Origin of the sequence: Salinisphaera sp. SWV1 (assembly GCF_052044155.1) — a bacterium.
Lineage (GTDB): Bacteria > Pseudomonadota > Gammaproteobacteria > Nevskiales > Salinisphaeraceae > Salinisphaera.
In genome coordinates, this window is the sequence record NZ_JBQDYE010000063.1 from 1 (window position 1) to 11,483 (window position 11,483).

The window sequence follows — 11,483 nt, forward strand, 5'->3', positions numbered from 1 at the left end:
ACTCCCGACCCATAAACAAGCGTTCGACGACCGCGCATAGCGCGGTCGAACGCCGGCGCGCAGCGACGGCGGCCCCGCAGGGGTGAGCGGCGCAGCCGCGAGTCATCTCGCCGGGTGCTGTGTTTGAAAAGACCAGGGGCCGTCGTGCGGCTCGCCTCGGGCGGTGGCGCGGCGTCGTTTCTATCCGTGTTCGTCGTCGTGCCGCGCCGCGCTCGGCCATCCATCGACGCCGACCAGCGCGTCCAGCGGCAGGCGTTGTGCCCAGCCTTGTTCGGCCAGCATCGGGCGTGGGTAGAATTCGTCGACGTGTCCGAGACACAGAATGGCGATCGGTCGCGCGCCGTCGGGCATGCCGAGTCGAGCGGCGAGGGTCGCGGGTTCGAATAGCGATACCCAGCCCATGCCGAGGCCCTCGGCCCGTGCCGCGAGCCAGAGGTTCTGAATCGCGCAGGCCGCCGAGGCGAGGTCCATTTCGGGCATCGTCCGGCGGCCGAAAACATGGCGCTCGCGCCCGTCGGTCAGCGCCACGACGAGTAACTCGCCGCATTGGTCGATGCCCTCGACCTTCAGGCGCATGAATTCGTCCCGCCGCTCGCCCAGTGCATCGGCCGTGCGTTCGCGCTCGATCTCGACATCGGCGCGGATCGCGGCACGCAGGTCGCGGTCGATCACCCGGATGAACCGCCAGGGCTGCATGTAGCCGACGCTGGGCGCGCAGTGGGCCGCGGCCAGGATACGCTGCAATACGTCCGGGTGGACCGCGTCGCGCCGGAAATGCCGCATGTCCCGGCGTTCGGCGATGACGCGGTAAACCGTGTCGAGTTCGGCGGCGTCGTAACGATGTGCTCGCATGCACGCATTCCCGATGCGGGGCAAAGGCGTATCCTAAAGCCTGTCGCGGTTGGGTACGAGTCGCGCCCGGGGTGGGTTCTGCCGTGTATGCACGGGCGCGGCCGGGGCGCTGTCGGCTTGAATTACCGGGCCGGCTTTGCAAGCCTTCGCCGCATTCCGTTTTCGACGCGAGACGATCCGCTGAGTATTCATCGACACGCTGCCACCGACGGCCCGTACCCGTGGGTTCGCGGCTGGTGCCCGACCGACAGGCGCCCGATGGCCACCGCCGATGGTCATCTCCTGCGTCTGCGCCCGCCGGATTCGGCGCTTGATGCCCGCATGCTCCGGGCCCTGGCCCGGATCGCCGACTGCGTTGCCGATGGCGGCGTGCGGGTGACCCGTCGCGCCAAGATCGAGCTGCGTGGGGTGACGGCGATCCGGGATGCGATGGCGAGGCTGGATTCGGCTGATTTGCGCGAGGCCCGGCGCGACGCAGGGGTGCCCGATACGATCATCTCGGCGGCAAGCGATATCGACGACAATGCCGAGGGCGATGCGATCACACTGGCCCGCGGTTTGCGTGCCGCGATGCGCCAAAGTGACGTCACGGCGGCCTTGGCCGACAAATTCGCCCTTGTCGTCGACGGCGGCGGACGTGCCCACCTGGGGTGGATTGATGCGGACATCCGGCTGGACGCGCTTGCCGGCCGGCCCGGCGTCTGGCGGCTTGCGGTGGCGGGCGACAGCGTGAGCGCGACGCCGCTGGCCTGCCTGGCGGCATGCGATGTGCCGGCGGCGGTGACGGGACTCATGACACAGGTCGTGGCCGGCAACCCGCCGCCGGACCGCGGGCTGCGATTACGCGGGCTGGACCCGGCCCGTATCGCCCGGGCCGCCGCGCAGCTGTCGGTTTCGCTGACCGCCGCGGCTTCGGGCGCGATCACGCCGCGCATCGAATATCCGCTGGAAAGACGGCGCGGTGCGAACTGGCAGTCGTTCGCTTTCCCGTTCGGGCGGATCGAATCCCGGACGCTGGGTGAATTGGCGCGCCTTGCCCGTACGCACGGCCCGATCCGGCTGTTCCCGGATCGCAGCCTTGTTGTGGCTGCCGGTGGTGAGGCGCTGCGCGAACGGCTTCGCCGCCTGGGCGCTATCGTCTCCAGCGCCGATCCCCATGCATCGATTGAAGCCTGTGTCGGCCAGCGCGGCTGTGCGCACGGTTCGACCGACACGCGGGCGCACGCCTTGCTATGCTCGCACGCCATGCCGAACCTGCGGGCCGCGGCGAGCGGGACGGCCGTGCATGTGTCCGGCTGTTCTAAGGGGTGTGCGCGCCGCCGGCCGGCGGCGGTCACGCTGGTCGGCCGCGGTGGCCGGTACGACGTGGTATTCGCCGGCGGGCCGGCGGCGATACCAAGCTGGACCGGGCTGGCGCCGGCCGAGGTGGTGCAGCGCCTGGCCGCGCTGGACCGGGCCTTTGTCGAACAGGGCCGTTCCGGCGAGAGCGCCGAGGCATTCGTCGCCCGCCATGGGCCGGCCGCCGTCTGATCCGGCGCGCGTCGTGTCATCACAGCAACGAGGTGTATGAATCCGGTGAGCGATTCCAGTCAGGATTACGACTATATCCGCGACGGTCGGGCGATTTACGAAAAATCGTTTGCCATCATCCGCGCCGAGGCGGATCTGTCGGGCGTGCCGTCGGATCTGGTCGATGTGGCGATTCGCATGATGCACGCCTGCGGCCAGACCGATCTGGTGGCCGATCTGCGTTATTCGCGGCATGTCGCGCGGGCAGCGCGGGCCGCGCTGATTGCCGGCGCGCCGATTCTCTGCGACAGCGAAATGGTCGCCCATGGGGTGACACGACGCCGGCTGCCGGCGGAAAACGACGTCGTCTGCACGCTGCGCGATCCGGCAACGCCCGGGATCGCCGCAGGTATCGGCAATACCCGAAGCGCCGCCGCACTCGAGCTCTGGCGCGCGCGGCTGGACGGCGCCGTGGTCGTGATCGGCAATGCACCCACGGCGTTGTTCCACCTGCTGGAGATGGTCGCCAGCGGCGCGCCACGGCCGGCCGCGGTGCTCGGCCTGCCGGTCGGCTTCGTCGGCGCGATCGAGAGCAAGCAGGCGCTCGCGGCCCAGACGTTCGGCCTGGACTTTCTCACGCTGCGCGGCCGGCGCGGCGGCAGCGCCATGGCCGCGGCCGCGGTTAACGCTTTCGCCAGCGAAGCGCTATGAGCGCAGGCGTTCTTTACGGGGTCGGCACCGGCCCGGGCGACCCGGAGTTGATGACGGTCAAGGCCACGCGGGCGATCGCGGATGCGTCGGTGGTGGCGTACTTCTGCAAGCGGGCGGGTCGCGGCAATGCGCTGGCGACCGCCGAACCGTATCTGGACCCGGCGCAGACGCGGCTGCCCATGGCCTATCCGGTGACCACCGAGCTGCCGCATGGCTCGGCCGAATACCGCGAGCGTATCGAGCGTTTTTTCGACGACTCGGCCGCCGCGGTGGCGAGCCATCTGGATGCGGGGCGCTCGGTGGCCGTGCTGTCCGAGGGCGATCCGTTCTTCTACGGCTCGTTCATGCATCTGTTCATCCGCCTGCGCGAGCGCTACGCCCCGGTGGTCATTCCCGGGGTGCCGGCCATGCTGGCCGGGGCCTCGCAGTTGCCGCGCCCGATCGCCATGCGCGACGATGTGCTGGCGGTCGTGCCCGGTACGCTGCCGGACGATCAGCTGACCGCGGCGCTGGGCATGGCCCAGGCCGTGGTGGTGATGAAGGTCGGCCGCAATCTGCCGCGTATTCGGGCGGCCCTGGCGGCGGCCGGACGTGGCGAGGCCGCCTGGTATGTCGAACGCGCCAGCATGGGCGGGCGCCAGCGCGTCATGCCGCTGGCCGAGGCCCCTGAGGGGCCGGCGCCGTATTTCTCGATGGTGTTGTTGCCCGGCCCGGGCGTGCGGGTATGAGCGCGGGCGGCTGGCTGGCGGTGGTCGGCGTCGGGCCGGGCGATCCGGACTGGATCACGCCGGAAACGTCGGCGATTCTCGAAGCCGCGACCGATCTGGTGGGTTATGCCGGCTATGTCGAGCGCGTGGCCGGGTGCGGCCAGGCCCGGCATGTCTCGGACAATCGCGAAGAACTGGCGCGGGCCCGACATGCGCTGGACCTGGCGGCCAACGGTGCCCGCGTTGCGGTGATCTCCGGCGGCGATCCCGGGATCTTCGCCATGGCCGCCGCGGTATGGGAAGCACTCGAAGGCGCCGATCACCCCCGTTGGCAGGCCGTCGATGTCCGCATCGCACCGGCGGTCTCCGCTATCCAGGCGGTCGCCGCCCGGGCCGGGGCGCCGCTCGGTAACGATTTCTGCGTGATCTCGCTATCGGACAACCTCAAGCCGTGGGACCGGATCGAAAAACGCATCGACCGCGCCGCTGATGCCGACTTCGCGCTGGCGTTCTACAACCCGATTTCCAGGGCGCGGCCCTGGCAGCTGGGGGCGGCGATGGCGATCATACGCCGCTATCGCGACCCGGCCACGCCGGTGGTCCTTGGCCGGGCGGTGGGCCGGGTCGACGAATCGTTGCATATCACCGATCTAGCGTGTTTTTCGCCAGCCCGGGCGGACATGAGCACGCTCGTCATCGTCGGTGCCTCGACCACGCGGGTGTTCGCGCAGGGTGGCGCCACGCGCGTCTACACCCCGCGTTACTATCCGCGCGCCTGATGCAGTTCGGGCAAGGCAGCGATCAGGGCCTCGGCCGAGCCGAAATGCCGCTGTGGCGCCGACAGCGCCGGGCGCGCGATCATCACGACCGGAAGGCCGAGCCGGCGCGCCGCATCGAGCTTGGCCGCGGTGGCCCGCGCGCCGCTGTTCTTGGTCACCAGGACATCGACATCGTGCATGCGAAACAGGGCGATTTCGTCGGCCACCGCAAAAGGCGGTCGGGCACGAATCAGTGTCCAGCTGCCGAACGCCGGGGCCGGCTCGGGCGCTTCGATGCTGCGCACGATCCAGTGCTTGCCGGCGACGTCCGCGAAGGGCGCCAGGCTGCGCGCGCCCACGCTCAGAAACACACGGGGCCCGAACTCGGCCAAGCGCCGGGCGGCGGCAGGCGGGTCGGCGGCGTCATGCCAATCGTCGCCCGGCCCGGCCTGCCAGGCCGGACGCTCGATACGCCAGAGCGGGATGCCCAGCGCAGCGCTGGCGGCCACCGCATTCGCCGACATGGTCGCGGCGAAGGGATGGGTGGCGTCGATGACGCCGTCGATGGCTTCGGCGGCCAGATAACGCGACAGCCCGTGGACCCCGCCGAAGCCGCCGCGGCGTACCGGCAGGGCGAAACGCGCAGGCGCCGTGGTCGCGCCGGCCAGCGACAGGGTGGCCTCGACGTCCGGGAACGCGGCCAGGGACGCCGCGAGTTCGCGGGCTTCGGCGGTGCCGCCGAGCAGCAGCAGTTTCATGGATCGGTCGTGGTCCGACGCAAACGGACGGGCAATGTGCCGAGATACTGACGCATCTGTCCAGGCCTGGCTATCGATCGTGGGCCTCGGCGAAGACGGCTGGCCAGGGCTCGAACCGGCGGCTCGTGCGGCGGTCGCGCGTGCGGCGCATGTGATCGGCGGCCGGCGTCATCTGGCGATGCTGCCGCCGATTGCGGGCCAGACCCGCGAAACCTGGCCGTCGCCGCTGCTGGATGCGATCGACGGCATTCGTGCCCGGCGCGGCACGCCGGTGGCCGTACTGGCCACGGGGGATCCATTCTGGTTCGGCGTGGGCGCCACGCTGGCCCGCTCGGTGGCGCCGAGCGAGATGCGCGCCTTTCCCAGACCCTCGGCGTTTTCCCTGGCGGCGGCCCGGCTGGGGTGGGCGCTCCAGGATGTGTATTGCCTGTCGGTCCATGGCCGGGATCTGGCCGCGATACGGCCGTACCTGGACAATGGCACGCGCCTCATCCTTTTGAGCTGGGACGGTCGCACCCCCGCGGCGGTCGCGCGGCTGTTGCGGGAGACCGGATTCGAGCCGTCACGGTTGACAGTGCTCGAACATCTCGGCGGTGCCGGGGCGCGCTGCCTGAGCGATAGGGCGGCCGACTGGGCGCATGCGGATATCGCGGCCCTGAACGTAGTGGCCGTGGATTGTGTCGCCGGTGCCCGGGCGCAGCCGATCCCGCGGGTTGCCGGGCGGCCGGAGGCGCTGTTCGAGCACGACGGCCAGATCAGCAAGGCCGAGGTCCGGGCCGTGGTGCTGGCGCTGCTCGCCCCGGGCCGGGGCGAAACACTCTGGGATATCGGCGCCGGTTCCGGCGCGGTCGGCATCGAGTGGATGCTGGCCGACCCGGCCAATCGGACGATCGCGCTTGAGGCGCGAGCCGAACGGGCCGAACGGGTACGGCGCAATGCCGAGCGGCTCGGCGTGCCGGCGCTGGAATGCATACACGGCAGTGCACCGCAGGCGCTGGCGGACCTGCCCACGCCCGATGCGATTTTCATCGGCGGCGGGCTGACCCACGCAGGCCTGGTCGAACGCTGTCTGGCATCGCTGGCCGCGGGACAACAGGCCCGACTGGTGGCCACGAGCGTGACCGTCGAAGGCGATGCGGTGCTTGCCGCGGCCATGCAACGCCATGGCGGGACGTTGCGCCGGATCGGTATCGAGCGTGCTGAGCCGCTGGGTCGCTTCCATGGCTGGGCGTCGGCGCGGCCGGTGACGATCGGCTGCTGGACCCGGACCCGTTGAGATGTCGTGCGAACGCCGCATTGGCGACCGCCCATCCTGTCCCGCCGGGCGCGCGTGGCGTCGCGGCGTGCCACGCCCCGGACTCGCAGGAAAACCCGGCAGGCCCGAAGGAGACCAAACCATGACCGTGCATTTCATCGGCGCCGGCCCCGGCGCGCCCGACCTGCTCACGCTACGCGCCGTCGACCGGCTGGGGCGCTGCGATCTGTGTCTGTATGCCGGATCCCTGATCCCGGCCGCGGTACTGGATCATCTCAAGCCCGGTGCCGACGCGATCAATACCGCCGGCATGAGCCTGGACGACATGATCACCCGCATGATCGATGCCACCGATGCCGGCTACGATATCGCGCGCCTGCATTCCGGCGATCTGGCCATTTACAGCGCCCTGGCCGAACAGCTGCGCCGGCTGAGCGAGGCCGGCATCGACTACACGCTCACTCCCGGTGTGCCGGCTTTCGCGGCCGCGGCCGCCGCGCTCGGCCAGGAGCTGACCGTGCCCGAAGTCGGCCAGTCCCTGATCATCACCCGCACCCAGGGGCGGGCCTCGAACATGCCCGCCCGCGAGACGCTGGAAACATTCGCGGTCAGCGGCACGACCCTGGCGATTCATCTGTCGCTGCAGGTCATCGCCGAGGTGGTCGAACGCCTGCTGCCGTCGTATGGCGCGGACTGCCCGGCCGCGATCGTGCAACGGGCGTCCTGGGCCGAACAACGGATCGTCCGCGCGCCGCTGGCCGACCTGGTCGCCGCCGCCGATACGCTGGCAGCCAAGCGCAACGCCATCATCTTCGTCGGGCCGGTTGTGGGGGCGACCGACTTCAACGAAAGCAAGCTCTACGACCCGACCCATGCCAGCCGTTATCGCTGGGCGAGTGAGGACTGACTCCGGACCGGGGCGTCGTATTCCGCAGGGCGATAGGGTCCGCCGCACCGACGCCGATGGTTTGATGCCTGTCCGCCGGCGGGCGGGACCATGCGTTCATCGAAGTTGCTAGCGGTCGTCGAGACGGCCGTAACGGGCGAGAACCCGGCCGGGCTTGTCGATCACCCAGAGTTCCAGTCGCGTTTGCGGCGGCAGGTAATGGCCGGCTTTCTGCCAGGCGCGCCGGGCGATGCGGGCGGCGAGATCGATGCCGGCATCGCGGGCGAGCCCGTGCGCCGCAAGGCTGGTGTTCGCGGTGCGGATCGCCTGCTGCGTGGCGGCATCGGCCTCCGGGGCCAGGCCGGCCAGAAATTCGAAATCCACGCCGCCGCGCCGGCTGTGCAGATCGAGCCGGCCGGCGGCGAGCTTGCTGAACTTGCCGAAGCCGCCGACCAGCGTAAGCCGGGCCACCGGGTAGCGTTTCAGGTATTTCACGACCGCGCCCACGAAATCGCCCATTTCGATGATCGCCATATCGGGCAGGTCATAGGCTGCGCGGACCACGGCTTCGCTGGTCGAGCCGGTGGCCGCGGCCAGATGGGTCAGGCCGTTGGCGCGGGCCACGTCGATCCCCTGATGGATGGAGGCGATATAGGCGGCACAGGAAAACGGCCGCACGATGCCGGTCGTGCCCAGGATCGACAGCCCGCCGATGATACCGAGCCGGCCATTCATGGTTTTTTCCGCGATGCGCTCGCCGTCGTCGACGCCGACAATCACGCGAAAGCCGCCCGCGTAGCCCGCATCGGCGGCGACGCGGGCGAGGTGGTCGGCGATCATGCGGCGCGGCACCGGGTTGATGGCCGGTTCGCCCACCGCCAGGGCCAGACCGCTGCGTGTGACCGTGCCTACGCCGACGCCGGCTTCGAACCGTATGCCCGGCGCGGCGGTCAATTCGAGCTGTACCCAGACGCGGGCGCCGTGGGTGGCATCCGGATCGTCGCCGGCGTCCTTGATCAGCCCCGCCTCGGCCAGGCGGGCCGGCGCGATCACGCGGCTGTCGGCGACCGGCAATACGGCTTCGCGCCCCCGCGGCAGCCGCAGATGCACGCGCTCCAGTACCGTGTCGAACAACAGTCGATGGGCGGCGGCGACCGCGGCCGCGGTCGCGGTGGCGCCCGTGGTCCAGCCGGTGCGTAACGTGCCGCCGTGTTCGCTGCTTTCCTCGCGCATAAACGCTTGTTACGACGCGTCGGCTAGCGGGATGGCACGGCAGCGGTTTCGCGAACCGCAATCGCGACCGTGGCCGCAGCGCTTTGGCGACGCGTCACCGCGAGCCGGGGGGGGGCCCCGGTGTGGCCTGCGGCGGCCGAGGCCAGGGCCGCGGCTTCCGCAATCCCGCCGACCCCGTACCGCGCCTGGATCCGTGGCGAATGCTGCGACAGCCGGTCGTTGAAGGCCGCCAGGCGCCGGGCCGGCAAGGCGTGCAGCACGAGCCCGAGTGTTTCGGCCAGGTCCTGCAGGCCCGGTTCCGATACGCGCAGATCGAGGCAGGCAAGGGCGTGCAGCGCCCGCATCTCGATACCGGCTTCGCCGCAGCTCGCCGCGAGCAATGCCGCCAGCTCACCGGCGCGGCAATCGCGCCGGAGGCCCAGCCCCGCAAACCACAGCCGGTTGCCATGCATGCTGGTCACTCCGTTTCATCGGCCATTCAGCCGCCGAGCATAACCGAGAGTCTTCCCGGTCGAGCCATTTGACCGCCTCGACCCCCCAACCTAGACTCCAGGTTACAGGGTGCCTGCCTCGCCGCAGGATAATCGGGAAAGCGGTGCGCGCTTCGTGCGCAAGGCCGCTGCTGCCCCCGCAACGGTAGGCGATACAGTCCATATCGAGCCACTGCGCGTTTCGCGCGGGAAGGCATGGACGGGTCGGGATACGACCTTCGCGAGTCCGGAGACCGGCCCTGGGTGCAAGGTTCGTCGCTTGCCACGCGCCGAACCCGGTGATTTCAACGTACGGGTGTGTACATGCAAACCAGCCAGACTTCCGCCGCCGGCCACAACCCGGCCTTGCCGGCGTCCCGTGTCAGCCAGGCCGTCCAGCTTGCCGGGGCGACACTGATCGGCCTGTTCGTCGTCTACGGCGTGGGTTTTTCCCACATCATGCCGGTGCATAACGCGGCCCACGACGCCCGTCACTCGGCGTCCTTTCCCTGCCACTGATCGTCACGTGACACTGCCTCGCCGCCTCGCCGCGGCGATAACGACCGTGTTCGAGCATTCTGGCGATCCGCCGGGACGCGGATCGCATACCGGGAGAGCGCATGCTGTTTCGACGATTGATTTTTCTGTCCGTGGCCATCGGCCTGGCGGTCGGGGCGCTGCTGGGTCTCGGCGAGCAATTCACCACCGCGCCGCTGATCGCCCAGGCCGAGCACTACGAGCAGCCCGCACATCACCACGCGGCGGGCGCGCATTCCGCCGATGAAGTGCACGCCTGGGCGCCGGCCGACGGGGCGCCGCGGATGCTGTTCACCATCGCGGCCGATATCGGCGTCGCCATCGGCTTCGCGCTGCTGTTGATGGTGGCGATGAGCGTCGCGACGCTTGCGTGCGGCACGCCGCTGGGGCCTGCGCCCGGCGCGCTCTGGGGCCTGTCCGGGTTCGCGTCGGTGTTCGTGGCCCCGGCGCTCGGGCTGTCGCCCGAAGTGCCGGGCACGCTCGCCGCGGCACTGACCGATCGCCAACTCTGGTGGGCCGCTACGGTGGCCGTGGTGATCGTCGCGTTGGCGATGGCCGTATTCGCGCCGGGCTGGAAGAAGCTGCCGGCCCTGGTCTTGATGCCGCTGCCGTATCTGTTCGGCGCGCCCGAGCCGGCCGGCTCGGCCTATGCCGGCCATGGCCCGGCGGCGACGGCCGCGCTCGAACAGATCCACCAGCAATTCATCTGGGCCAGCGGCGCGACCAATCTCCTGCTCTGGCTGGTGCTGGGCACGGCCTGTGGCTGGGCAATGCGGCGCTGGATCGGGGCCGCCGGGTCACCGCAGGGTATGGCGCATGTCGCACGCTGATTTCCCGTTCGCGGCCGTGGTCGGCCAGGATCGGCTCAAGACTGCGCTGATCCTGGCCGCGATCGAGCCTGCGCTGGCGGGCGTGCTCGTCTCTGGTCCGCGCGGTGCGGCCAAGTCCACGCTGGCGCGCGGCCTGGCGGCGATCGATGCGCGAGCGGCCGGGCGCTTCGTCACGCTGCCGCTGGGGGCGACCGAGGAACAGGTGATTGGCAGCCTTGATCTGCAGCGCGCACTTGGCACTGGCGAGGTGGCCTATCGTCCCGGCGTGATCGGCCGCGCCCACGGCGGCTATCTGTATATCGATGAGGTCAACCTGCTCGCCGATCCGCTGGTCGACGTACTGCTCGATGTGGCCGCCTCCAAGATCAACCGCATCGAGCGCGACGGCATCAGCCGTGAACATGCGGCCGAGTTTGTCCTGATCGGCACCATGAATCCGGACGAAGGCGAGCTGCGCCCGCAGTTCGCCGACCGCTTCGGTCTGTGTGTGGAACTCGAACCGCGCTATCGCGCGGACGAACGCCGGGCGATCGTCGACCAGCGGCTGGCCTACGAGCAGGACCCGGCCACCTTTGCCGCGAGTTGGGCCGATGCCCAGGCCCAACTCGCCGCGCAGATCGAGGCGGCCCGGACGCGGTTATCGAATGTGATCTGCCCGGAGACGAGCAAGGTGGCGATCGCCGAGCGCTGCGTGGCGGCCGATGTCGAGGGTGTGCGCGCGGATCTGCACTGGCGCCAGGCGGCCCGGGCGCACGCGGGCTGGCAGGGCCGGAATGCCGTCAGCGAAGCGGATATCGAGGCCGTCGCCGAGTTCGTGCTCTGTCATCGGCGCCATTCCGAGTCGGCGGGCGGCGAGCCGGATTCGGGCCCGCCCCGGACGGGCGGCAGCGATCCCGGCAATGCAGCCGATGGCGAACAGGGCGGCGACAGCGGCTGGGGCGGCCTGCCGCCGCGCCATGTCGGGCGCGCGCCCGCCC

The 11,483-nt window shown here is 70.2% G+C and carries 13 protein-coding genes and 1 riboswitch; of the genes, 9 read left to right on the forward strand and 4 right to left on the reverse strand.

Going from position 1 to position 11,483, the window contains the following annotated elements; translation table 11 throughout:
- Positions 1 to 180: 180 nt before the first annotated feature.
- Positions 181 to 852, reverse strand: coding sequence for a 5,6-dimethylbenzimidazole synthase (gene bluB / locus ACS8YF_RS18685; protein ID WP_440851621.1), 672 nt, complete (start codon positions 850 to 852; stop codon positions 181 to 183).
- Positions 853 to 1,110: 258 nt separating this feature from the next.
- On the opposite strand from bluB, the gene ACS8YF_RS18690 reads away from it, so the two are divergent.
- Genes ACS8YF_RS18690 through cobJ form a run of 4 tightly spaced genes read left to right on the forward strand, consistent with a single transcriptional unit; the run spans position 1,111 to position 4,558 of the window.
- Positions 1,111 to 2,382, forward strand: coding sequence for a hypothetical protein (locus ACS8YF_RS18690; RefSeq protein ID WP_440851622.1), 1,272 nt, complete (start codon positions 1,111 to 1,113; stop codon positions 2,380 to 2,382).
- A 36-nt stretch (positions 2,383 to 2,418) separates the two neighbouring features.
- A complete protein-coding gene (locus ACS8YF_RS18695) occupies positions 2,419 to 3,072 on the forward strand; it encodes a precorrin-8X methylmutase (protein WP_440851623.1) in 654 nt (217 codons plus the stop codon).
- A complete protein-coding gene (locus ACS8YF_RS18700; RefSeq protein ID WP_440851624.1) occupies positions 3,069 to 3,800 on the forward strand; it encodes a precorrin-2 C(20)-methyltransferase in 732 nt (243 codons plus the stop codon). Before ACS8YF_RS18695 ends, ACS8YF_RS18700 begins: the two co-directional genes overlap by 4 nt.
- On the forward strand, positions 3,797 to 4,558 hold the full coding sequence (gene cobJ / locus ACS8YF_RS18705) for a precorrin-3B C(17)-methyltransferase (RefSeq protein ID WP_440851625.1): 762 nt from the start codon (positions 3,797 to 3,799) through the stop codon (positions 4,556 to 4,558). The genes ACS8YF_RS18700 and cobJ overlap by 4 nt, the downstream gene beginning before the upstream one ends.
- On the opposite strand, the gene ACS8YF_RS18710 is transcribed toward cobJ, so the two are convergent.
- Positions 4,543 to 5,295, reverse strand: a complete 753-nt coding sequence (locus ACS8YF_RS18710; protein WP_440851626.1) for a cobalt-precorrin-6A reductase — start codon at positions 5,293 to 5,295, stop codon at positions 4,543 to 4,545. The two genes, cobJ and ACS8YF_RS18710, sit on opposite strands and share 16 nt — an antisense overlap.
- A 34-nt stretch (positions 5,296 to 5,329) precedes the next feature.
- On the opposite strand from ACS8YF_RS18710, the gene cbiE reads away from it, so the two are divergent.
- Together cbiE and cobM are read left to right on the forward strand one after the other, a co-directional pair.
- Positions 5,330 to 6,571 (forward strand): precorrin-6y C5,15-methyltransferase (decarboxylating) subunit CbiE, encoded by a 1,242-nt coding sequence (gene cbiE / locus ACS8YF_RS18715; RefSeq protein ID WP_440851627.1) that lies wholly within the window; start codon positions 5,330 to 5,332, stop codon positions 6,569 to 6,571.
- A 121-nt stretch (positions 6,572 to 6,692) separates the two neighbouring features.
- Complete coding sequence (gene cobM, locus ACS8YF_RS18720) at positions 6,693 to 7,457, forward strand: precorrin-4 C(11)-methyltransferase (RefSeq protein WP_440851628.1); 765 nt, start codon at positions 6,693 to 6,695, stop codon at positions 7,455 to 7,457.
- A 108-nt stretch (positions 7,458 to 7,565) separates the two neighbouring features.
- On the opposite strand, the gene ACS8YF_RS18725 is transcribed toward cobM, so the two are convergent.
- Positions 7,566 to 8,669 carry a cobalt-precorrin-5B (C(1))-methyltransferase gene (locus ACS8YF_RS18725; protein WP_440851629.1) on the reverse strand — a complete coding sequence of 368 codons (1,104 nt, stop codon included), beginning with the start codon at positions 8,667 to 8,669 and terminating at the stop codon, positions 7,566 to 7,568.
- Between the two features lie 23 nt (positions 8,670 to 8,692).
- Positions 8,693 to 9,121 carry a cobalamin biosynthesis protein gene (locus ACS8YF_RS18730; protein ID WP_440851630.1) on the reverse strand — a complete coding sequence of 143 codons (429 nt, stop codon included), beginning with the start codon at positions 9,119 to 9,121 and terminating at the stop codon, positions 8,693 to 8,695.
- A 90-nt stretch (positions 9,122 to 9,211) separates the two neighbouring features.
- Positions 9,212 to 9,416: riboswitch (cobalamin riboswitch) on the forward strand.
- A 47-nt stretch (positions 9,417 to 9,463) separates the two neighbouring features.
- Between ACS8YF_RS18730 and ACS8YF_RS18735 the strand changes: the two genes are divergently transcribed.
- The 3 genes from ACS8YF_RS18735 to ACS8YF_RS18745 all read left to right on the forward strand — a co-directional run.
- Entirely contained in the window at positions 9,464 to 9,658 is a 195-nt protein-coding gene (locus ACS8YF_RS18735; protein ID WP_440851631.1) for a CbtB domain-containing protein, read from the forward strand.
- A gap of 101 nt (positions 9,659 to 9,759) precedes the next feature.
- Positions 9,760 to 10,506, forward strand: a complete 747-nt coding sequence (locus ACS8YF_RS18740; protein ID WP_440851632.1) for a CbtA family protein — start codon at positions 9,760 to 9,762, stop codon at positions 10,504 to 10,506.
- The coding region (locus ACS8YF_RS18745; RefSeq protein ID WP_440851633.1) for an ATP-binding protein at positions 10,493 to 11,483 on the forward strand (991 nt) is incomplete at its 3' end. The genes ACS8YF_RS18740 and ACS8YF_RS18745, both read left to right, overlap by 14 nt.